This is a genomic window from Chryseobacterium sp. UNC8MFCol (assembly GCF_000482305.1).
GTDB lineage: Bacteria > Bacteroidota > Bacteroidia > Flavobacteriales > Weeksellaceae > Chryseobacterium > Chryseobacterium indologenes.
The window spans coordinates 562874-586697 of the sequence record NZ_AXUZ01000003.1 but is presented as its reverse complement, the minus strand read 5'-3'; the positions used below and the strand labels follow the sequence as shown (position 1 = coordinate 586697).

Annotated in this window: 20 protein-coding genes; 11 read left to right on the top strand and 9 right to left on the bottom strand. The window is 36.9% G+C overall.

Annotated features, from left to right (window positions below):
- Positions 1–86: 86 nt before the first annotated feature.
- The 5 genes from mnmG to M030_RS0102755 form a co-directional block, all read right to left on the bottom strand.
- Positions 87–1949, bottom strand: a complete 1863-nt coding sequence (gene mnmG, locus M030_RS0102775) for a tRNA uridine-5-carboxymethylaminomethyl(34) synthesis enzyme MnmG (protein ID WP_027372145.1) — start codon at positions 1947–1949, stop codon at positions 87–89.
- A 146-nt stretch (positions 1950–2095) separates the two neighbouring features.
- A complete protein-coding gene (gene ybeY, locus M030_RS0102770; protein WP_027372144.1) occupies positions 2096–2515 on the bottom strand; it encodes an rRNA maturation RNase YbeY in 420 nt (139 codons plus the stop codon).
- 3 nt (positions 2516–2518) lie between these two features.
- Positions 2519–4675 (bottom strand): patatin-like phospholipase family protein, encoded by a 2157-nt coding sequence (locus tag M030_RS0102765; RefSeq protein ID WP_027372143.1) that lies wholly within the window; start codon positions 4673–4675, stop codon positions 2519–2521.
- A gap of 2 nt (positions 4676–4677) precedes the next feature.
- Positions 4678–7125: a bifunctional UDP-N-acetylmuramoyl-tripeptide:D-alanyl-D-alanine ligase/alanine racemase gene (locus tag M030_RS0102760; RefSeq protein ID WP_027372142.1), complete on the bottom strand. Its 2448-nt coding sequence runs from the start codon at positions 7123–7125 to the stop codon at positions 4678–4680.
- Between the two features lie 150 nt (positions 7126–7275).
- The gene (locus M030_RS0102755) at positions 7276–7866 is read right to left on the bottom strand and encodes a thymidine kinase (protein WP_027372141.1); all 591 of its coding nucleotides are present in this window, start codon (positions 7864–7866) and stop codon (positions 7276–7278) included.
- A 61-nt stretch (positions 7867–7927) separates the two neighbouring features.
- On the opposite strand from M030_RS0102755, the gene M030_RS0102750 reads away from it, so the two are divergent.
- From M030_RS0102750 to M030_RS0102730, 5 genes are all read left to right on the top strand, one after another.
- Positions 7928–9406 carry a hypothetical protein gene (locus M030_RS0102750; RefSeq protein WP_027372140.1) on the top strand — a complete coding sequence of 493 codons (1479 nt, stop codon included), beginning with the start codon at positions 7928–7930 and terminating at the stop codon, positions 9404–9406.
- A 2-nt stretch (positions 9407–9408) separates the two neighbouring features.
- A complete protein-coding gene (gene rsmI / locus M030_RS0102745; RefSeq protein WP_027372139.1) occupies positions 9409–10083 on the top strand; it encodes a 16S rRNA (cytidine(1402)-2'-O)-methyltransferase in 675 nt (224 codons plus the stop codon).
- Between the two features lie 66 nt (positions 10084–10149).
- A complete protein-coding gene (locus M030_RS0102740) occupies positions 10150–11598 on the top strand; it encodes a WG repeat-containing protein (protein WP_027372138.1) in 1449 nt (482 codons plus the stop codon).
- A gap of 178 nt (positions 11599–11776) precedes the next feature.
- Positions 11777–12520: a 3-oxoacyl-[acyl-carrier-protein] reductase gene (fabG, locus tag M030_RS0102735; protein WP_027372137.1), complete on the top strand. Its 744-nt coding sequence runs from the start codon at positions 11777–11779 to the stop codon at positions 12518–12520.
- 3 nt (positions 12521–12523) lie between these two features.
- Positions 12524–13843: a DUF6056 family protein gene (locus tag M030_RS0102730; RefSeq protein ID WP_034721935.1), complete on the top strand. Its 1320-nt coding sequence runs from the start codon at positions 12524–12526 to the stop codon at positions 13841–13843.
- A 45-nt stretch (positions 13844–13888) separates the two neighbouring features.
- Here the strand turns inward: M030_RS0102730 and M030_RS0102725 are convergent, their stop codons facing one another.
- A complete protein-coding gene (locus tag M030_RS0102725; protein ID WP_027372135.1) occupies positions 13889–14929 on the bottom strand; it encodes a GMP reductase in 1041 nt (346 codons plus the stop codon).
- A gap of 61 nt (positions 14930–14990) precedes the next feature.
- Between M030_RS0102725 and M030_RS0102720 the strand changes: the two genes are divergently transcribed.
- Genes M030_RS0102720 through M030_RS0102710 form a run of 3 tightly spaced genes read left to right on the top strand, consistent with a single transcriptional unit; the run spans position 14991 to position 17393 of the window.
- A complete protein-coding gene (locus M030_RS0102720; protein WP_027372134.1) occupies positions 14991–15746 on the top strand; it encodes a prolipoprotein diacylglyceryl transferase in 756 nt (251 codons plus the stop codon).
- Positions 15743–15979, top strand: a complete 237-nt coding sequence (locus tag M030_RS0102715; RefSeq protein WP_027372133.1) for a hypothetical protein — start codon at positions 15743–15745, stop codon at positions 15977–15979. The genes M030_RS0102720 and M030_RS0102715 overlap by 4 nt, the downstream gene beginning before the upstream one ends.
- Before the next feature lie 10 nt (positions 15980–15989).
- On the top strand, positions 15990–17393 hold the full coding sequence (locus M030_RS0102710) for a radical SAM protein (protein ID WP_027372132.1): 1404 nt from the start codon (positions 15990–15992) through the stop codon (positions 17391–17393).
- A 118-nt stretch (positions 17394–17511) separates the two neighbouring features.
- Here the strand turns inward: M030_RS0102710 and surE are convergent, their stop codons facing one another.
- Both surE and M030_RS25420 read right to left on the bottom strand, forming a co-directional pair.
- Complete coding sequence (gene surE, locus M030_RS0102705; protein ID WP_027372131.1) at positions 17512–18300, bottom strand: 5'/3'-nucleotidase SurE; 789 nt, start codon at positions 18298–18300, stop codon at positions 17512–17514.
- A 343-nt stretch (positions 18301–18643) separates the two neighbouring features.
- On the bottom strand, positions 18644–18814 hold the full coding sequence (locus M030_RS25420) for a lmo0937 family membrane protein (protein WP_027372130.1): 171 nt from the start codon (positions 18812–18814) through the stop codon (positions 18644–18646).
- Between the two features lie 347 nt (positions 18815–19161).
- On the opposite strand from M030_RS25420, the gene M030_RS0102695 reads away from it, so the two are divergent.
- Positions 19162–21291, top strand: coding sequence for a carboxy terminal-processing peptidase (locus tag M030_RS0102695; RefSeq protein WP_027372129.1), 2130 nt, complete (start codon positions 19162–19164; stop codon positions 21289–21291).
- A 55-nt stretch (positions 21292–21346) separates the two neighbouring features.
- Here M030_RS0102695 and M030_RS0102690 read toward each other — a convergent pair whose 3' ends face one another.
- Positions 21347–21850: a superoxide dismutase family protein gene (locus M030_RS0102690; RefSeq protein ID WP_027372128.1), complete on the bottom strand. Its 504-nt coding sequence runs from the start codon at positions 21848–21850 to the stop codon at positions 21347–21349.
- Positions 21851–22084: 234 nt separating this feature from the next.
- On the opposite strand from M030_RS0102690, the gene M030_RS0102685 reads away from it, so the two are divergent.
- Both M030_RS0102685 and M030_RS0102680 read left to right on the top strand, forming a co-directional pair.
- Entirely contained in the window at positions 22085–22726 is a 642-nt protein-coding gene (locus M030_RS0102685; RefSeq protein WP_027372127.1) for a 4'-phosphopantetheinyl transferase family protein, read from the top strand.
- Positions 22727–22858: 132 nt separating this feature from the next.
- Positions 22859–23761 (top strand): GyrI-like domain-containing protein, encoded by a 903-nt coding sequence (locus tag M030_RS0102680; RefSeq protein WP_027372126.1) that lies wholly within the window; start codon positions 22859–22861, stop codon positions 23759–23761.
- Positions 23762–23824: the final 63 nt, after the last annotated feature.

Sequence of the window (23824 nt, the reverse complement as noted above, 5' to 3'; positions counted from 1 at the left end):
AAGATATTTACAGGTTTGTATTAAACTCGTAAATACCTTAATTTTCGTTTTATTTTTTGTAATGTTTCACGTGAAACATTTTCTTTTTAACGTCCTAAAAACACCAGTAAAACGTTAATATCAGCCGGCGAAACTCCGCTTATTCTCCCTGCTTGTGCTATAGTCTTTGGACGTACGTTCGACATCTTCTGTTTTGCTTCTGCAGAAAGGCTTGAAAGCTTTGTATAATCAAAGTCCTCGGGAATTTTAATATTCTCTAAACGGTTTAATTTGGCTACATTTTCTTTTTCCTTTTCAATATAACCTCTGTATTTGATATTGATTTCGGCCTGTTCCCGTACTTCGTCACTATATTTAGAAGAATTTTCTTTTATAAAGTCTATCTCATCCAGCTTTCCTAACGTCATATTCGGTCTTGTAAGAATCTGAGCTGCTCTGTAAGCCTGGTCTACAGGACTGCTTTCAATAGATTCAAGGATAGGATTGATGATTCCCGGTTTTAAAGAGGTTTCTCGAAGAAATTCTTCAAGTGACTGACTTTCAGATAGTTTTGATTCTACTTTTCTTAATCGTTCTTCTTTTGCAAGTCCTAATTGGAATGCTTTTTCGGTTAGTCGGATATCGGCATTGTCTTGTCTTAAAAGAAGTCTGTATTCGGCACGCGAAGTAAACATTCTGTAAGGCTCTTCAGTTCCTTTTGTAATCAAATCATCAATAAGTACTCCGATATACGCTTCATCTCTGTTGAGGATAAATTCGTCTTTTTCATGTACTTTATTATGTGCATTGATTCCAGCGATTAATCCCTGGCCCGCTGCTTCTTCATATCCGGTTGTTCCGTTGATCTGACCTGCAAAATATAAATTATCAATTAATTTTGTTTCCAGGGTATGTTTCAACTGGGTAGGAGGGAAGTAGTCGTACTCGATTGCATAACCTGGTCTGAAAACTTTTACATTTTTGAATCCTGGAATATGTTTCATTGCTTTGATCTGTACATCTTCAGGAAGAGAAGAACTGAACCCGTTCACATAAATTTCTACAGTTTTCCATCCTTCCGGTTCCACGAAAAGCTGATGTCTGTTTCTTTCTGCAAAACGGTTAATCTTATCTTCGATGCTAGGGCAATATCTTGGACCTAAACTTTGAATGGTTCCATTGAACATTGGGCTTCGGTCAAAACCTTCTCTTAAAATATCATGTACGGTTTCATTAGTATACACGATATGACAGCTTAATTGTTTTGTTAATTTAGGAGTATCAAGATAGCTGAACTTCTGAGGATTTTCATCACCTTTCTGTTCTTCCATTTTAGAATAATCTAAGCTTCTTCCGTCAACTCTTGGTGGAGTACCGGTTTTCATTCTTCCGGCTTCGAATCCTAAAGAGACCAATTGTTCTGTAATTCCAAAAGCTCTTGGTTCACCCATTCTTCCTCCGCCGAGTTGTTTATCGCCAACATGAATTAATCCGTTAAGGAAAGTTCCGTTAGTTAATACTACAGATTTTGCTTTGATCTCAATTCCTAAAGAAGTAACAACTCCGGTTACTTTATTATTTTCAACAATCAGTTGTTTTACCATATCCTGAAAGAAATCAAGATTGGGAGTATTCTCTAATGCCAATCGCCATTCTTCGGCAAAAAGCATTCTGTCATTTTGGGTTCTCGGGGACCACATTGCAGGACCTTTTGAAAGATTAAGCATCTTGAATTGTATCGCAGATTTGTCTGCTACAATTCCGGAATATCCTCCCATGGCATCAATCTCTCTTACGATTTGTCCTTTTGCGATTCCACCCATTGCGGGGTTGCAACTCATCTGTCCGATGGTCTGCATATTCATTGTAATGAGCAGTGTTTTGGAACCAAGATTGGCCGCAGCTGCAGCTGCTTCACAACCGGCATGTCCGGCACCTACTACAATGACGTCGTATATTTCTGAAATCATTTTTATCTCGCTTGTTAAGCTTTAAACTTTATCTTTTTTAACCAATGTTTCACGTGAAACATTTTTGGAGAATGCACTCTAAGTAAACTCGTATTGGTGCTATATCAGAGTACTTTACAATCCGGACCTTAAGTGATTATTCAATTTTAAATCGCTGAATCCCGGTATTTGGCTAAGTACAGATTCTCCATTCTTCGCATCTCTTTTTCTTCTTCTTCCGTCTTATCTTTATAGCCTGCAAGGTGTAAAATACCATGGGCTAAGACCCTTCTTACTTCTTCTTCATAATCTCGCGAAAGGGTAGAAGCGTTATCAGAAATGCGCTGCAAAGATACGAAAATCTCAGCGCTTATTGTTTTACCTTTTACATAATCAAAAGTGATAATATCGGTATAATAATCATGCTGTAAATAATCCTGATTGATCTTAAGGAGATATTCATCATCACAGAAAATATAATTGATTTCTCCTAGTTTTTTTCCTTCTGAAAGAATAAGATCTTCCAGCCATTTTTTGTAATCTGTATTTACCGACTCCGGTAAATTTTCGTAAAAGAACTGTATCATTTTTTAAAACCAGTGTCCTAATATAACACTGAATATACCTTTTTGGTTGTTTTTAAGTGAGTGGCTAAAGTTAACTTTAATCTGCCCGAAAGGGGATTTGTAACCTGCTGTAATTCCTAGTGAGCTAAAATTTACTTTAACTGCATCTTCGAATTTTATGTCGTTGGAAAGATTGGCAAAGCTAAAGTTTCCGCTGATAAAATAGTTTTTATTAAACCTGAATTGGAGATCATTTGAGGCAATTATCACATTATTAGTATGAAGCTGGGCAAAATAAAAACCACCAAAACTTCTGAAATTAATAATATTCTGTTCAAATATTCCTCCAAGCCTGTACTGGTAAAATTGGGGAAGGTTTTCTCCGATTGTTATTCCGCCAAATAAATTAAGCCGGTAAGTAAATTGCTTCCACAATGGAATGTTTATTCTAAGGTCTGCTTTTATCTGAACGATCCTTTTATCTACTTCCGATTTCAAAAGATCTATAACTTTTCCTTCAGCGGAAAAATAGACTCCTTTTGTAGGGAATTCTTTATCATCCTGCGTGTCGCTCTTCAAGAATATGTAAGGATTCAGAAAACGCCCATAACGCCTGTTATCGCCGTTATTTTCGGCTTTAAAGTAATCATGGCTTATTCCACCTCCTATGGCATACTTATCCTTCCAAATCGACTGTATATAAGCCTCATTTCTTATCCAGGTCCACTTATCGGTAACATTATTGTCTACATTTTTTAGATCAAAGCTCATTCCGGATGAATAAATACCAAATCCGGGAATATATCCGTTATCAATAAAATAGTTGAGATAATATCTGAGTTTATCTCCTACGATTATATCTGCGGAAAGATTAGAGTTTTTGAATAAAAGTCTTTTTGCTGAATAATTCAAAAGGAGGCCTGTTTTGAAAACTTCATCGTAATGTAATCCGAATTTTAAAAAATGGCGTGCATCATCTTCGGTGACATAAAGCTTTAAGTAATTGGCATCATTCTCCTGAACGATATCATAGTTAATGAACTTATAGTTGTTGGTAGCAACCAGCTTATCTACCATTTTATTGACATTGCCGTAGGTCTGAAGAGAGGGAAGACGTAGCCCCATTTTCCCTAAAACATAGTTTTTACCGTATATTTTGCTTCCTTCTATGAAAATACTGTCTATTTTATAAACATTGGAATAAATCGGGTTTACACGTTGTCTCAGGCGGTCGAAAGGACGTTTCGGCAGCTCATCCAGTATTTTGGAATATTTTAAACCTTCTGCATACCCGCTGTCGAGGATCTTTTTCTTATCATCATAGCTTGTCGCAGACATTCCTTTTAAATTCGGTTTGATATTGATATCCGTGTATCTGTACTGCTTTCTGGTGTCTCTTTTTATTCCGAAATCAATGACCTGATTAAGGATTGATATAATATTGTTTAAATCTTCTCTTTTTGAAAGATCCTGATTAAGATCAACACCGATAACGATATCAATTCCTTTATCCTTTAATGGCTTTGAAGGATAATTTACCGTCATTGCTCCGTCGATATAAATGCTGTCACCAATTTTAACGGGATCCATCAACGATGGAAATGCAGAACTCGCCATGATAGACTGTACAAGATCACCTTTTTCAAAGATCTGCATATTTCCACTTTCAAGGTTGGTAGCAACGCATAGAAAGGGGATAGGCATTTTTGAAAAATCGTCAATACTGGCTACATTTTTGAAAAGTTCTTTTAAGAGATAGACGTTTCTCTGTCCGGTACTGATAGAAGAGGGAAGTGATATTTTTCCATTCTTTAATGGAATGGATAGAAGATATTTGTCTACGGATTTATTGAAAAAGCTGGCTTCCTGTCTGGATTTCGGATCCATAATCAATGAATAGAAATCGGTATCCATGACGATTTTTTCAATTTCTTTTCCCGAATATCCTGAGGCATAAAGCCCGCCGACGATAGCTCCCATACTTGTTCCGGCGATGTAATCCACTTTTACTCCTAATGAATCTAAGACTTTGAGTACTCCTACATGCGAAAAACCTTTAGCACCACCACCGGCAAGCGATAGTCCTATTTTGGGGTTTTTCGGAATCACTAAATTCTTTTTTACCTGGGATTGGATCAAAAGCAGCTGGAATACGAAAAGTAGAATCAGGAGTTTTCTCATAGTTAATCTTTTATATAAATCCGTTTCACCCGGGGTGAAATGGAGGTTAGCACTTCATAGGTTATCGTTTTGCAGTAGTCTGCGAATTCTTTTAAACTTGGCCGGGCATTGAAAACCGTCACCGTATCACCTTCTTTTACATTAGGAATATTCTCTACATTAAGCATCATCATATCCATGCAGATATTGCCAACAATGGGAGCCAATGTTTTATTGACTCCGAAGCTTCCCACCTGGTTTCCTATTAATCTTGGAATACCATCTGCATAACCTACAGGGACGGTAGCGATTTTCGTACGATGATCTGCTTTATATTTTCTGCTGTATCCTACAGATTCTCCGCTCTCAACCATTGATATCTGTGAAATTACGGTTTTAAAACTTACCACAGACTGTAATTGTTTCTGAATTTCAGAATTCGGAGATTCTCCAAGCATTCCTATACCTATTCTTACCATGTCATACTGGTGATCGGTATAGCTTGTAATTCCTGAAGAATTCAAAATATGCCGGATAGGAGCGTAACCAAGTTTCTCAATAAGATGGCTTGAATTTTTTTCAAATACTTCAAACTGCTGTAACGTAAAATCTCTTTCTTCAGGCATGTCGGAAGAAGATAAATGGCTAAACAGACTCTGTACTTTCAGTTTTTTATCACTTAAAGTTTCGCTGAGCTGATCCAGTTCAAAATCTTTGAAACCAAGGCGGTGCATTCCCGTTTCAAGTTTAATGTGGATCGGATATTTCTTATCATATCCTGATCTCTGTACTGCTTCGTAGAACAATTCCAGGACTCTGAAACTGTAAATCTCCGGTTCCAGATTGTATTCAATAATCGTTTGATAGCTATGTTGCTCAGGATTCATGACAATAATAGGAGTTGTGATCCCTTTTTTACGAAGCTCTACACCTTCGTCAGCATACGCCACACCAAGGTAATCGATATGATGGTGTTGAAGAAATTCTGAAACTTCATAACTTCCCAGACCGTAAGCATTGGCTTTCACCATTGCCATCATTTTGGTTCCCGGTTTTAATAATGATTTGTGATAATTTATATTATGAAGGATTGCATTGAGATTTACTTCCAGTACCGTATCGTGTTTTCTGAGCTCAAGAATATCTTTGAGCTTTTCAATTTCAAATTTACGGGCTCCTTTTAGCAGGATAATCTGGTTTTCCAGTTCGGTTAAACGTTTACTTTCTATGAGTTCTTTAGTGTCAATAAAAGTATAGGTTTCAGCTTTAAATAATTCACTGAATTTTGATATTTCGTCACCGATCAGGAATACAGAATCAAAACGCTGCTCATTGACCAGTTCGGAAACTTCTTCATACAATTCCTTAGAATTGGCATTCACTCCTAAGATATCTGTCAGCACCAATGATCTTTTAGGTTTTTTGTATTCATTTAAAAACTGCAGGGCAGTCTTCAAAGAGTCAAGATCGAGATTAAAAGAATCGTTGATGATAATATTGCCTTTAATTCCTTCGATGGATTCAAGCCTCATTTCAACGGCCTTTAAAAGGTTGATTTTTTCAACGATCTTTTTATTTTCGATATTCAATACCTTAAGGACCGTGATAAGCGCCATAGCATTGGTTAATGTCGCTTCGTCTCTTTGGTGAGCCGGAAAACTGATTTCTTCACCAAAATATTCAACGATGATGTTTTCATCTTTAGAAATATTGTTTTTGATAAAGACGTTGTTGTCTTTTTGTAACCCGTAAGAAATTAATTTTCTGTCTGCGTATATATTTTTTATTTTTTGATCTACTACCGGATGGTCTCCGTTATAGATGATGACTTTTGAATCTTTGAAAAGTTTTATTTTTTCATCAATCAATTCTTCTTCGGAAGAAAAGTTGGCAGCATGGGCGTTTCCTATATGGGTCAACAATCCGATTTCAGGATGGAAAAGATTTTCAATTTTTTCCATTTCATGCGGATGAGAAATTCCTACTTCAAAAATTCCGAGTTGGTGGGAAGTGTTAATCTGAAGAAGGGAGAGAGGCAAGCCAATCTGGGAATTAAAGCTTTTTGGGCTTTTTACCGTGGGAAATTCGTTCCATAAACATTGATACAACCATTCTTTTAAAATAGTCTTTCCGTTGCTTCCCGTAATACCGATAGATGGTAAATGAGAATTTTCGAAATGATACTTTGCTAATTTCTGAAGGAAGTCTATCGAATTTTCAACAATGATCCAGGTTACATTTTCAAACTGGGGATACTGGTGTTCTGAAATGATGACCTCTATTCCCCTGTCAATTGCAGACTCAATAAATTTTTCTCCGGAATTTTTATGCGTATTGATGGCAATAAAAGCGGTATTTTTTATTGAATAAATAATCCTGCTGTCGTAAGCAATATTTTTGACTACTCCATCTTTATCCCCGATAATTCTGCTATGGGTAATCTCTGCAATTTGTTGTACTGTATAGTTCATTGGTGCCTTTCTGCTTTAGTTTTTATACGAAATTGCAAAAAGATAAAATTGCAAATAGGGTGTAACAGTTTATGGTTCTATTTTCCTTTTTGAAATTTTATAATCTTGCTTTTTCGTTTTTCATTATTTAATAATTGTAATTAATATTGTTTATTGTCTTCTTTTTGAAAGTACTTCATCAATAAAAACACGGCGGCTTACTGCCTCATAACTTTCGGTTTCCCCAAGTTCTACGAGGTTATCTCCCTGCGAAGTTCTCATAGAATAATTGGCAAGATTCCCTGTTCTCTTACAAATAGCATGCACTTTTGTAACATACTCTGCAGTGGCCATTAAATTGGGCATTGGCCCGAAAGGACGGCCTAGAAAATCCATATCCAATCCGGCTATTACCACTCTTATCCCGCTATTGGCAAGTTGGTTGGCAACATCAACGATGCTTTCGTCAAAAAACTGTGCCTCATCAATAGCAACTACATCACAATTGGAAGCCAACAGAAGAATTTCGTTAGGATTTTCCACTGCCGTACTGCGTATTTTGTTCTGGTTATGAGATACCACATCCTCTTCAGAATACCGGATATCCAGTTTCGGTTTAAAAATCTCTACATTCTGTCCCGCCATTTCTGCCCTCCGCAACCTTCTGATCAACTCTTCGGTTTTACCCGAAAACATAGAGCCACAGATCACTTCCATCCAACCGCTCTGTTTGGAATGATTAATTGTATTTTCTAAAAACATTTGTTAAATTAGCCGTATATTTTTAACATCAAAAGTAAGCAATTTTAATAAGAATCTTATTATGCAAAATATCCAAGATTTAAAGGAAAAGATTTTTTTTGAATCCATGAATATCATTGATAATCTGGACAAAATAAATAACGTAGACGAATTACTTTCCAAGCAAGATCTTGTGGATGAGCTTGCTAACAGGATTTCTTTTTTGAAACTCCTGGAAAAAAATATTGAGTATTTCATAACAGATGATCATCTGCATACCCATGAAAATAATCCTGTCTCATCTGTTTCCGGGGATCCGGAGCATCACCATGACCATCATCACGAAGTGACAGAGGAGGAAGCTATATTTAATAATGAGCTTAATGAAATTGATGAACATGAAAATGATCATTTTGTCAATGAAACGGATGAAGAAGAGGCGGTATTTAATAACCAGCTGAATGAGATTGTTGAAAATGAATTCCATGAAAATATTGTAAGTTTTGTGGAAGAAAACTCCACAGAAAATGTACAGAAACAGTCATCTCCGAATGAAATAACGGAAGAAGAAGCTGTTTTTAATAGCCAGCTCAATGAAATTGAAAACGAGCCTGTGGAAACCAATGAGGTGGTCTTTAGTTTTGTGGAAGAAGAGAAAATTCTTGCTGAGGCTCAACCCGATTCGGATGAAGACATCAACGAAGATATGTTTAATGATGAAGTAACCGAAGAAGAAGTGATATTCAATAATCAGCTGAATGAAATAGATGATGATGAAATTTCTGATCACGAAATAAAGCAGGACGGAAATGATCCAATAGTGCACAATGGTAAAGAAAATGGAGTTACAGAAAGGATTCCAAGTATTTTTGATACCGAAATGCTGGAAGATGAAATATTGATAGAAGAAGACGAAGATCAGTTTATGGTCTCAAATTCATCCATGGAGCAGGGGGAATTGGGCACTGAAACATCCAATGTAGAAAATGTTTTGAATGAGATCAAAAATGATCATTCTACAGAAGATCAGAAGGAAGAAAGCATCCTGGCAGAAGTCTACGACAGAAGAAAAATTGTTGAAATAGACAAACCTGTTCCTGAAGAAACAGAAAAACATCCTTCTGATGAAAGCTTCGAAAATCTGGAAGCATATCAGCAGGAAAAGAAAATAAAATTATCCAATATCAAAGGATTGAAAGCTGTTCAGTCACTTTTCGATGATGATCCTTTAGAAAGAGAAATACCAAAAGAAACTCAGGAACCGGTGGCGAAAGAAGAAACCGGAAGCATCCTGAAATCTAATATTCCAACCCATCTGATGGAAGCTGACAAGCAGAAACCGGAGTTTAAACTGGATCTGAATGACAGAATTGCTTTCTCCAAAATGCTGTTTGAGGGAAGCCAGACTGATCTGAATGATACAGTGGCTCAGTTGAACCATTTTAAAACCCTGGAAGAAGCTAAAGAATACTTAAGCGATCTTTATTATGAAAGAAAATGGAGTAAAGTGGATGAATATGCTCAGAGACTTTGGATATTGGTGGAAAATAAATTCTTATAATTTTGAGCGGAATCCTATATTTTGTTCCCACACCTGTCGGGAACCTTGAAGATATGACCTTCAGGGCGGTAAATGTCCTTAAGGAAGTTGATTATATTTTATGTGAAGACACGAGAACTTCGGGAATACTGTTAAAGCATTTCGAGATTTCCAAGCCTTTAAAATCCTATCATTTACACAATGAGCATCAGGCCACTGAAAGAGTGATTACTGACCTTAAAAACGGGCAGAATATCGCCATTATTACGGATGCAGGTACACCTGGGATCTCAGATCCTGGTTATCTGTTGGCCAAAGCAGGTGCGGATAACCATATTGAAATGATATGCCTTCCGGGAGCAACTGCTTTGATCCCTGCACTAGTTGTTTCAGGATTACCGAATAATGAATTTTTATTCGCAGGATTTTTGCCCCAGAAAAAAGGCAGACAAACCAAACTGAAGCAGCTTGCCGAGGAAAAGAAAACAATCGTCCTTTACGAAAGCCCTCATAAAATCAATACGACCTTAGAGCAGATTAAAGAATTTTTCGGTGAAGAGACCAAAGCGAGTTTAAGCCGTGAAATTTCCAAAAAATTTGAGGAGACTAAACGAGGAACAATCAATGAATTGATTGAATTTTCCAAAAGCAAAACTTTAAAAGGAGAGATCGTTCTTATTGTCAACAATTCTATTTGATTTTCATTGAAAAAAATAATTCTGGTTTTGTGCTCTGCAGTTTGTACAGCACAAACGAATCAGTATATGAAGGTGATCTTATCCAAAAAAACCGGAAAAGAGATTACCTCCTATGCAGAGGGATACGGAACCCTATATGATGCTGCTACTAAAAAGCAGGGTATTGTAGATTCATCCGGTGTTGTTACTTTTGAATCCCCGCATAAAGGAAATATTTTACATGTTTTCAAAAACAGATTTATTCTGTATTCTGAGGATTCAGGGGCAAAAAGAAAATCTGCTGTTATAGATGAAAAAGGGAATGAAATTATTCCTCTCAGCGATCAGGATTTTAACACTCCCTGGTGGCACAAAGATCGCATTATTTCTTCAAGACAGGGAAAAGATGCGGTGTATGATTTCAGTGGAAAGGAGATCGTCCCATATTCAGACCGGATTCGCTTTTCAGGAAAGACCGGATTTTTTGTTTTAAAAGATAAAAAATGGTATTTGTATGATCTTAACGGAAGTCCGGTCAGTGACAGAGGCTTTAAAAGCGATTACAACTTTGAAAACGGGAGAGCCCTCATTGTCAATGAGGATAACCAGAGCGAGATTATTGATAGGAACGGAAAAACATTGCATACCTTTTCACGACAGATTTCAGATATCAGTGCCTATCCTTACGTAGTTACCAGAAATAAAGCTTCAGGAAAGTATGGTTTGATAGATGCAGAAGGAAATACCATTGCTGATGAAGTTTTCACGGAGATTAATCCGGAATATTTTGGAAAGAAAGAATTCATTTACCTCAGAAAAGGTAATAAAACGACTGTTTTTACTAAAAAAGATCAGAAACTTTATCCGGTTAATTTTAAATATCTTAATCCTTTATTTGGAAATCTTTTCAGCGTTTACAGCGATAAAACTGAAAAAGCAGGTATTATTGATTTGAATGGAAATATCCTGGTGCCGCAGGAATATGATTTTATTAAAAGCTTTATAGTCTCCGGAAAGGATATTATTTACCTTAAAAAAGGGAGTGAGGAAAAAGTATTGGATAAAGATCTTAAGAATATACTGAGTGAGGGTGTTCAGGTTTTGGGATTCTATCCTCAGAATTTGATTATCAGAAAAGGAGAACATTATTATACATTCTCAGTAGCCGACCATTCAATCACAGAGCTGAAGGGCATTGATCTGATCAAAGGACAGAGTACCGATTACTTTAACCCTCTTAATCAGTTTTCCAAACCCATTGTATGTAAAAATACGGCCAATCTCTACGGAATTCTGGACGGAAAGGGATCAGAAATTGTCCCCTTCCAATACGAGGATATCATCGCATTCGAAAATACTGAAAACGAAGTTATTGTAAAAAAGGAAGGAAAATACGGAGTGATTAACTTTCAGAATGAACTGTTGAGGGAAACCATTTATGATACTTATTTTTGGCAGAAAGAAGTCCTTATATTAGAAAAAGACAGGAGATCTGACCTTATTTATTTCACAAAATTTAGAAATAAAATACGGTAAAATAAAAAGAAATCATAAAAAAGTCTTAAAAAATGCAGGTATTTTGATCATTTAAATGTATTGAATAACAATTTATAATATCTTTGCACACCGTTTAATTCTGGTGAAGAGTTATAAATACCAGATAAGTCAGCTGTCACAAGCTGAATGAGTTATAAGAAAATAATTGTTAAGACATATGAAATTATTAGAAGGAAAAGTAGCACTAATTACCGGCGCTACAAGAGGAATTGGGAAAGGTATCGCAGAAATGTTTGCTCAGCAGGGAGCAAAGGTGGCATTTACCTACGCAGGCTCTGTAGACAAAGCAAAAGAATTAGAAGCAGCTTTAAGTTCTGTAACCCAAATTAAAGGATATCAGTCTGACGCATCAGATTATGATGCTGCTCAGCAGCTTGTGGATGAAGTAATGACGGAATTCGGAAAGATTGATATTTTGGTAAACAATGCAGGGATTACAAAAGATAACCTGTTATTGAGAATGTCCAAAGAAGATTGGGATAAAGTGATCAAAGTAAACTTAGATTCTGTTTTCAACCTTACTAAAGCGGTAATTAAGCCAATGATGAAGGCAAGATCAGGATCTATCATCAATATGACTTCAGTAGTTGGAGTAAAAGGCAATGCAGGACAGGCCAACTATGCTGCATCTAAAGCGGGGGTGATCGGGTTTACAAAATCTGTTGCCTTGGAGTTAGGATCAAGAAATATAAGATGTAATGCGATTGCTCCGGGATTCATTGAAACAGAAATGACAGCCGTTTTGGACGAAAAGACAGTTCAGGGATGGAGAGAAGGTGTTCCGATGAAAAGAGGAGGACAGCCCGAAGATATCGCCAACGCATGTCTGTTCCTGGGTAGCGAAATGTCATCTTACATTACAGGGCAGACCCTAAATGTAGATGGGGGAATGCTTACTTAAAAAATGAAAACAGTACAGAATATAGTATTATTCTTGTCGATTATAGTATGCATCGGTCTGATTTATATTAATTTGTTTAATGTATATCAGACCGATGACTATATATGGGCTTACCATACAAGGAAACTGGGACTTACCGGGAATTTTAAGCAGACGTACATGCATTGGGGCGGAAGATATTTCGGATACTCCATTAATATGTTTAACCCGGTTTTTTATGATAATAACGGTCTCCTTCCGAAGATTTATCCTGTTTTTTTAATGCTTTCCTTTATCGGAGTTATTGCACTCAACTGTAAAGAATATTTCAAATACTCTTTTGGGGAGTCTTTACAAAAAGCAATAATGTTCTTTTTCTTTTATACAGTTCTATTGATCAGCATTCCCGAGCATTATTTTTGGATTACCGGCTCAAATATCTATTTTGTTCCCACTATTTTAGCTGGTCTTCTGCTTTATTTTGCCAGGAAAAATGAAGAAACAGGACAGAGAATATGGGCATATCTTTCCTTATTGCTGATTATAGTTCTGATGGGATCTAACGAGATCATGGCATTACTTCTCGAAGGCCTTCTGCTGCTGTTTTATTTTCAGAAACGGACTAAGCAGAATCTGGCTTTTCTGATAGTTGGTACTCTCTTTTTATTGTTAAGTTTTCTTGCACCCGGAAATTTCAGCAGAATGGGAGACGCACAGGAAGGAATACTAAAATGGATCAAGAGAATCGGCGCTTTTGGTGCCAATACCATCTATATAGCTTTTAAAGTCTTTTTAATGGTTCCGTTATTTATTAAAGTTTTCGAAAAAGAGCTTACAGTAATCAGAAATAAAATACCTTTCAGAAAAGCTCTATTAATTGGGGCCGTTTCATTATTTCCATTGCTTTTTACAGGATATATCGTCAATACAATTGCAAGACAGTTTGAAAGCATTGCCTTTTATTCATTAGTCACTCTATCCTTGATTGTGGCATTTAGATTTGAAAGAATTAAAAGCCTTTGGTGGGTTTCCCTTATCGTAATTTTTACTCCTGAATTGAAAATTTTCCCTGAAAAATATTCAAATTTTGATATTGATTATAATCTTGCCAATATTACAGCAGAGGTTTTCACGACAGACCTTAAAGGATATGAAAAAGAAATAAATACACGAGTAAAAATTCTCAAGAATACTCCCGGAAACTCTGTTGTTGTAGACAAAATAAAACATGTACCAAGAGTTTTGTATTTTGATGAAATGGCTTCTGTGAAAGAGGAAGAAACCTACGTCAACGATCAGCTTCAAAAGTATTTTAATAAGAAATATATAAGAACCAAAGAATAAAGCATAAAAAAAGCCTGCAGATGCACACCTGCAGGCTTTTTATTTTTAATCCTTAAAAATCTGGTTTTCCTGTTCCTGAACCCTGATAAAAGTAGTCCTTTTAGAAAGCTCTTTAAGCTTGGAGGCTCCTACATACGTACATGTAGACCGTACACCTCCTAAAATATCTTTCACGGTCTCTGAAACAGGACCTTTATATGATACTTTTACAGTTTTTCCTTCTGAAGCACGGTATTCCGCAACACCCCCCGAATGCTTATCCATGGCTGTTTTAGAACTCATGCCGTAAAACAGGCGGTATTTTTTACCATTTTCTTCAATCATTTCCCCGCCACTTTCGTCATGGCCTGCAAACATTCCTCCCAGCATCACGAAATCTGCTCCGCCACCGAAGGCTTTGGCAACATCTCCCGGAACCTTACAACCTCCATCTGCAATAATATGCCCTCCCAGTCCGTGAGCGGCATCAGAACATTCGATAATTGCTGATAACTGCGGGTAGCCCACTCCGGTTTTTACCCTGGTTGTACATACCGAACCAGGTCCGATACCTACTTTGATGATGTCTGCTCCTACCAAAAGAAGCTCTTCTACCATTTCTCCGGTTACAACATTTCCTGCAATAATAATTTTATCAGGAAAATGAGCCCTTGCTTTCTTCACAAATCCAACAAAATGTTCAGAATACCCATTGGCTACGTCAATACAAAGAAACTCGATTTTTGGGTGTTTTTCGATGATCTGCCTGATCTTTTCTTCATCAGCTTTTCCTGTTCCGGTACTTAAAGCAATATACTGATAGATGCTTTCAGGCTGGCTTTCCAGAAATGCACTCCATTCCTCGACAGTGTAGTGCTTATGTACCGCAGTGATGATTTTATCTTTGGCCAGTTCCACAGCCATCTCAAAGGTGCCGACCGTATCCATATTGGCTGCGATCACAGGTACACCCTTCCATTTCTTTTTAGTATGCTTAAAGGTAAACTCTCTGTCAAGATCTACTTCCGAACGGGATTTTAAAGTGGAACGTTTCGGGCGGAACATTACATCCTTAAAGCCCAGTTTTATGTCATTTTCTATGCGCATTTTGTAATTATTTGTCAGAATAAAGGTAGTAAATTATATGAAATAGAGTATTTTTGAAACAATGGATTTTCCTGTAACTTTTCACATTTTCGGTAAAACGATTCTTGCCCATCCTCTTTTTGAGGCTGTTGGAATGTTTTTGGGAATGAGGTATTACTTTTATCTGAAAAGGAAATCCAAAGAAAAACTATCATTTAATACTTCTGCAGCAGTTTTGATCGGTGCTACAGCCGGTGCTCTGATCGGCTCGAAGCTGATCGGAAATCTTGAAAACCCTTACACATTCTGTGAGAATTTTAGTTTTACCAGGTTCTGGTCAAATAATACCATTGTCGGAGGGCTGGCGTTGGGTTTACTGGGCGTGGAGTTGGCCAAAAAGATCGTACATCACAAAGAAAGTACCGGTGACCTCATTGTTTTTCCTTTAATGTTTGCCATGATTATTGGGCGGATCGGATGTTTCCTTACCGGCATTTATGAAGAAACCTATGGCATTCCCACTAATTCTTTCTTTGGAATGCATTTAGGGGATCGGTACCTCAGGCATCCTGTAGCTTTGTACGAAATAGTTTTTCTCATTGTTCTCTGGATAGGATTAAAATACATTCAGAGTCTTAAAAAATATCCGTCAGGGTTTATTTTTCAGCTTTTTATGCTGGGCTATTTTACGTTCAGGTTCTTTTTGGACTTTATCAAACCAAGGGTAGAAATCGTTGGAAATCTTGGTATAATTCAAATCGTGTGTATCTCTGTAATTATTTATTACATTTATACTATTAAAAACACCAGGACTTTATATTTAAAATATTCAAGATGAAAACAATAACCATTTTAGAAGCTGGCAATCTGGGCGGTGTAGTGGTAATGATCATTGGGATTATTATTTTGGGCGCCCTGTTTTTTTCCCTTGTCGTCACTGTTGTGGCAAAAATCATCTATGAATGGAAGGGAGACAGAAAATTCACTAAAAAACAATTTATCCAGACCATGCTTATATGTCTTTTGATCTGTGGACTGATCAGCGGTTATATTTGCGGTGGAGGATTTTAAAATTTTGCCTATGCCAGTGAGAAATTATACCTATTACGATTATACAATAAGCCTTTGCCCGGAATGCCTTAAAAGAGTCGGCGCTAAGATTATTATCGAGGATGAAGCGGTTTTTATGACCAAAAGATGTCCTGATCATGGGTTCTTTAAAACAAAAATAGCTTCTGATGTACATTATTATAAAAACATAAGAAACTACAATAAAGTCTCAGAAATGCCCCTTCATTTCGGAACCGATGTAGAATATGGCTGTCCTTATGACTGTGGACTTTGCGTTGATCATGAACAACACAGCTGCCTTTCTATTGTGGAAGTGACAGATCGTTGCAATCTGACCTGTCCCACCTGTTATGCAATGTCTTCCCCACATTATGGAAGCCATAGAAGCCTAGAAGAAATTGAAGCCATGTTTGATGTTATTGTGAAAAATGAAGGTGAGCCCGATGTAGTCCAGATCAGTGGAGGAGAGCCTACCATTCATCCGGAGTTTTTCAAAATTATGGATATCGCCAAGTCGAAACCGATAAAACATCTGATGCTGAATACGAACGGCATCAGAATTGCCAATGACCCGGGATTTGCAGAAAAACTGGCCACTTATGTTCCTGAATTTGAAGTCTACCTTCAATTTGATTCATTTAAACCGGAAGTATTGGAAGATTTCAGGGGAAAGGACCTGACAGCAGTACGGATGAAAGCGCTGGAAAAACTTAACGAGCTAAATCTTTCCACCACACTCGTTATTGTCCTTCAAAAAGATAAGAATATCGATGAAATCGGGAAAATTATAGAATTTGCTTTGAAGCAGAAGTGTGTAAGGGGAATAACCTTCCAGCCTGTTGAGATTGCAGGAAGAAACAGGGAAGATTCTGCTCATGAAAAGATCACGTTAACAGAGGTCAGGCAGGAAATTATCAGGCAGTTTCCCTTATTGAATTCTGATGATATTATTCCCGTTCCATGTAATCCGGACGCTTTAGCAATGGGATATATCTTAAAACTTCAGGGAGAAACCATTCCTTTAACCAGGTATATCAACCCTGCAGATCTTTTGAATAATGAATCAAGAAATACCATTGTTTATGAGCAGGATAAAGGGCTCCATATGCAGTTGCTGGATATATTCAGCACCGGAATTTCTGTCGATAAAGTGCAGCCCAAGGTCAATCAGTTGCTATGTTGTCTGCCGGAAGTTTCTGCTCCGGATCTTGACTATGATAACCTGTTTAGAATTATCATCATGAACTTTATGGATGCACATGATTTTGATGTAAGGGCTGTCAAAAAATCCTGTGTTCACATTGTTAATAAAGATCGTAAGCTAATCCCTTTTGAAACTATGAATCTTTTCTACAGAGACGACAAAAAAGCTTATCTTGAAGAACTGAGAAAAGAAGATAAAGTACTATTTTAAAACAGCAATAGTATTCACAAGCAGAATCATCTGTCAAAATCGATGTGATCTTCGGGAAATAAAAAATAAAAAGCGTGAAATCAAACTTCACGCTTTTGCTATTTATAATACACGGGGTTTATTTTACCTCTGTAACGTTGTCAAAAACCATTGTTTCTTCCAATGTTTTCATGTATTCGTATGCGGTAAGATCAAACTTAACAGGGACTATAGAGATATATCCGTTAGCCAAAGCTGTTTCATCAGCATCATCAGAGTCATCCATATTGTTGAAATATCCTGTCAGCCAGTAGTATTTTTTACCATGCGGATTTACACGTTCGTCAAAGCTTTCCTCCCATTTTGCATGAGCCTGTTTACAAACTTTTACCCCTTTAATTTCCTCAGCAGGAAGTTTCGGAATATTTACATTCAGAACGATTCCTCTCGGCATCGGATTTTCAAGTGTTCTTCTGACAATATTTTGAATATATTTTTTAGCCTGGGTAAAATCTGCTTCCCAGCTGAAATCCAGTAAAGAGAATCCAATGGCAGGAATTCCTTCCACACCGGCTTCTACAGCAGCAGACATTGTTCCCGAATAGATAACGTTGATAGAAGAATTCGCTCCGTGATTGATTCCGGATACAACAATATCAGGTCTTCTTTTCAGAATTTTATCGAGAGCAATTTTCACGCAGTCTACAGGAGTTCCGCTACAGGAAAAGTCGGTTTGAGGACCTTCCAGGCTTACCTCTTCATAGCTTAGGGTAGAATTAATGGTAATAGCGTGGCCTTTTCCGCTTTGCGGAGAGTCGGGTGCTACAACAACTACTTCTCCGATTTCATTCATAAAATTGATAAGGTTTCTGATACCAGGAGCCGTAATTCCGTCATCATTCGTCACCAGAATAAGTGGTCTTTCCATAAATCGATTTAATTTTTTATAAAGTACAGTACAATTTGTTCATTTGCCAAAACAGAACAAAAAGAATTTTCAACACATCAAATGTAGTTAAAAATAAGATGTTATAAAACAATTGATTGATAACTCCACGATGTGAAAACAACTGTAATTTACTTCAAAATGCACACCAGAACCATAAAATTCATATATTCCGGTTTTACATATTTATGAAACGAAATGTGAATAATTGATAATGCAATCTTTATTCTTCTTCCCAAATAAGCACATACTACTTATTCACCGTGCTATATCAGGTGACAAAATACTCTATCTCAGATTGCCTTGCCGATTATTGCTGATTAACCTAGTCCAGAGGCTTTCTACCTGTAATGATATTATACAGGACAACAATAATAGCGATAACTAAAAGAACATGAACCAGGTACCCTGTACTGATCCCCGGAATGATTCCTAACATACCTAAAAGCCATACCACGATACAGATGACTGCGACTAACCATAATAAACTTCTCATAATTATATATTTTAATGTGATTGGCTTAAATATCAGCATATTTTATGCCTTTTTAAATTAAACTTTCTTTTTGTGGTATGTGTTTTTTTACTTTTAAAGGAAATTACACATTTAAAAATCTGCAGTTTAAAAAACAATAATGGATCTGATCTTTCAATGAAAGCTGTTGTTATGGGGAAATATCAGAATTCCATACCGGCATTTATGAATCTCTTTCAATAAAAATCTTCAAAACTGTTCGATATTTGTAAATAAGGTATTAAATTTGATCGTTTGTAACAGTCTGGTAGTTCTTGCTACTTATTACAATACTACTTTTTTAAAAAATTAATAAATAAAGGCAGTTTATGTGGAAAAATTTCAAACTGAATAAATTTTTACTTCTAATTCCATTAACCAGTCTAATGTTTTGTTTCAACTCGCCAAAGAATGACGATGAAAAGATGCAAACAATAATGGTGAGCGTAAAAAACACTCTTTCTTATCTTCATTATAGCCCGAAACCTATCAATGATGCTTACTCAAAAGACGTTTATAAGCATTATTTTGAATTGGTAGATCCGGCCAAAAGATATTTCCTGCAATCTGATATGGATGAATTCAGCAAACATGAAACAAAGCTAGATGATTATATCAACCTTGGAGATCTATCTTTTTATAAGCTTACCATCGACAGGCTTTACCAGAGAGTAGATGAGATCGATAAAATCACTCAGGACATTTTCAGCAAGCCTATCAACCTGCAGGAAGATGAAACCCTAACTTTGGAACCTAAGCTTAAAAAAGTACCTGCCAACAAGCAGGAACAATATAATGAGTGGAAAAAATTCATCAAGTACAATATCCTTCAGGAAATTGAATCGATGAACAGCAAAGAAGAAGCCCAGAAAGAGAAAAAAGATTCTGTTCAGAAATATAAATTAAAAGATACCATCAAGTTTAAACCTCTTACTCAGGATGAGAAGATCAAAAAAGCTACGGATGAGGTAAAAGATCTTGTAAAAGATACCTTCACAAGATTCAAAAAGAGAAAGAAAATGGATTGGTTTACGGTATATATGAATGCATATACCGAAGTATTTGATCCTCATACCAACTATTATTCGCCAAAAGATAAAGAAGATTTTGATACCCAGTTTACCGGAAAAGTAATCGGTATCGGAGCTATTATCCAGGAGAAAAAAGGAAACCTTTATTTAGGAGCCCTTACGATTGGTGCTCCGGCGTGGAAATCCAAACAGCTTTCGGAGGGAGACAAAATATTGAAAGTAAAGTCTAAGCCGAAGGATGACGCCGTGAATGTAGTAGGAATGCTTTCTGATGAGGCAGTAAGGCTGATCAGAGGTGAGAAAGGGACTCCGGTAACCTTAACGGTTCAGAAAAAAGACGGATCGATTAAAGACGTAACGATGATTCGTGAGGAAGTCGCTATTGAAGATACATTTGCAAGAAGTATCACGGTAAATGCTCCGAACGGAAAGAAATATGGTTTCATCAACCTGCCAAGTTTTAATGCAGATTTTGAAAATGCAAAAGGAAGAAATGCTTCCGATGATATAAAAAATGAAATTATAAAACTTAAATCTCAGAACATCGAAGGGATAGTTCTTGACCTTAGGAATAATGGTGGAGGCTCACTGACGGAAGTAGGGGATATTATGGGACTTTTCATGGAAGCTGGACCTTATGTTCAGGTGAAAGACGGAAACGGAAAAATCCAGACTTTAAAGAATAAAAATGAGACACCAATATGGACAGGTCCGTTAGTCATCATGCAAAACGAGCTTTCTGCTTCAGCTTCAGAGATTCTGGCGGGAGTAATGCAGGATAACGGAAGAGCAATGATTATCGGGTCGCCGCAGTCTTTCGGGAAAGGTACGGTTCAGACATTCGTAGACCTGAACAGGTTTTTAAATACTGAAGATGATTTCGGTTCTTTAAAACTGACCATTCAGAAGTTCTACAGAATCACCGGTGAATCTACCCAGAGAAAAGGGATTGTTTCTGATATTCAGATGAAAGATTTCTTTACCTACGCGGAAGTAGGAGAGCGTTACGATGATTTTGCATTGGCCTGGGATAAAATTCCGCCAACAAAATTCCAGAAACTGAACTATTTCAATATTCAGGCTCTTGAAAAAGCAAGTGCAGAAAGAATGGCAAAAAATAGCAATTATCAGCTGTTATTGGAGTCTGCCCAATGGAGAGAAAAACTGGATAAAGAAGAAAACATCACGCTGAACATCAATAAATTCAATGAGCTGATGAAGCACAGAAAAGCGCAGATTGAAAAATTCAAAGTATTGACAAAATTTGAGAACGGACTTCAGTTTATCATGTATCCGGCTGAGGTTGAAAGAGAGAAAAAAGATGAAGCTTTCAAGAAAAAATCTGAAATGTGGATCAAGAATCTGAAAAAAGATCTGTATCTGCAGGAAGCAATGAATATTGTTTCAGAGATGGGAAGCAAATCATAACATAAAAAAATCCGCTAATGAAAATTAGCGGATTTTTTCTATTGTGAAAAGAAAATTACTTAATTTCTACACATCCTACTCTTCCGCCAGCATTTCCTGTAGGCTGAGTATGGAAATCGTCTGCCGCAGCATGTACGATAAGACCTTTTCCGATGATGTTTTTAGATTCATCTGTACAGCCAAGACACCATTTTTCTGTCTTGAAGGTAAGGGTTGCGTTGCCACTCTGGTCAGCAACTAAATTTCCGATATCTCCCATATGGAAATGCTCTGCACCCCATTTTCCGTGATCATCTTTACCAGGATTCCAGTGGCCGCCTGTAGAGGTTCCGTCTGCTGCAGAACAGTCTCCTTTTTCATGAATATGTACTGCATGGATTCCGGGAGTAAGGTTTGTTACATCAAGCTTCATTATTACATCATTTCCCTGCTGGGTAAATTTGGCCGTTCCTCCGGTTTGTGTTCCGCTCTTGGCGTTGACAGCGTACGTTTTTGTTGTTCCACACGAAGCGGCTAAAAATGCACATCCCGCCAGTAATGCTATTGTTTGTACTTTCATCTTTTAAATGATTTAAAGTGATTTTATGATAAATTTAAAAAAGATTTTTCAAAGAGCTTTATGATTTCAGTCTTTTTTACCAATCAATAAGAGAGAAGAACTGGAAATCATAGGATTCCGATTGTTTCTTTTAAATCCATATAAGTAGTTCGATAGAATGCAAAAAAACTGTAATTTTAGACTTCATGATAAATCCTGATATTTCTATTTTTAATCCAAAAAACGTCATAAAACATGACTATTCTGTATACATTTATTGATGAAGAGAGGCATCAGGAAATTTTAGATCAGCATTTGAATCTGTTTTCTGAAGATTTTAAATCCAAGATCCTGAAATACAGAAGGTGGGAGGATGCCCAGCTTTCATTGCTGGGAAGAATCCTGTTGCTGCATGGACTTAAAACCTATTATGATATCACCACCGTTCCGGAAATTTACATTCTATCCAATAAAAAGCCCTACTTAAAGGGAAATCCGGTTCATTTTAATATATCGCATTCCCGGAATATGGTTGTTTGTGCTATTGCCGGATTTCCATTAGGAATAGACGTTGAATTTTTGGACCATACAATCAATTATTTTGATTTTCAGTTTCAGATGACAACAGGCGAATTTGAAGAAATTCATCATTCCGAAGATAAAACGAAGAGTTTTTTCAGATATTGGACAAGAAAGGAAGCCGTTATCAAAGCACATGGGGATGGAATGATGATTCCTCTGGATTCTTTTGAGGTTTTACAAGATACATGTACGCTTGAAGGGAAAAAATTCTTTACAAAAGAGATTCCGGTGGATGAAAATTATCAAGCCTGCGTAGCTTCTGATGATGAAAAGATCAACACGACATCTCCTTTGCTGGTTCATCTGAAAATGTAAGCAGATACGCATTTCTGTTCGTTATCGGTCCCTGGTTGTATTGGTATATCACCTGTAAATCATAAAACAGCAATAAATGACAAAAGGAATAGGAAAGGGATTGATACCTTTGTCGGTCAACAACCTCGGCAATTGGAAGAATATAAAAAAAGAATAGTAAAGGCAATCCAATATATTGATGCCCACCTGGATACTGATCTCTCTCTTGAAAAAGTAGCGGAGATAAGTGTCTACTCACCTTTTCATTTTCACAGGATTTTTAAGCTGGTGACAGGAGAAACCCTGCAGAATTATATCATCAGGAAAAAGACTGAAAAAAGTGCTTTTTATCTGGCCTTACGTAAAGACTTGCAGATCAAGGATATCTATTTTGATCTTGGCTTTTCAAATTATTCCGTATTCAGTAAAACATTTAAAAAATATTACGGAATACCTCCTTCAGAGTTCAGAAAAGCAGCTCCCGAAACATTTTACAAGATTTTACAAATACAAAGCAAGAACGGACAAGTTGATACGGTTTTCAGCCAATACATTTGCCATATAGAAAACCTGTTAAACTGGACTAAAATGAATTTAAAGATCGAAGTAAAAGAAATGCCGGAAATGAATCTGGCTGCAGTGATGAGCCTGGGAATTACGAATGTAGAGCCCTCTTTCAATGTATTGGTAGACTGGGCGAAAAAGAAAAAACTGTTCCCAGGAGAAAATATCAAAATGCTCTCTGTGTATCACGACAGCTTTAAAGTTACTCCCGCGGATAAAGTCAGAATCCATGCGTGTATGCTTCTGGATGAAAAACTTGAAGGGACAGATGGAGAAGTTTTTCAGGAAACTGTTGATCCCGGACGGTTTATTGTCGGAAGTGGGGAAGTGACCCTCAGCGATTTTGAACAGTGTTGGGTATCCTTATTTTTGTGGATGAACGAGCACAACCATTCGATGAGAAAAGCCTTTCCGTTTGAAATCTATCATTCCAACTTTAAAGAGCATCCGGAAGGAAAAATGATCGTGGATTTCTGTATTCCGATTCACTGATTAAATTCCGGCTAAAAAGTACGAAGCCAACAATAAGGATAACGAAATACATGGGATTCATTG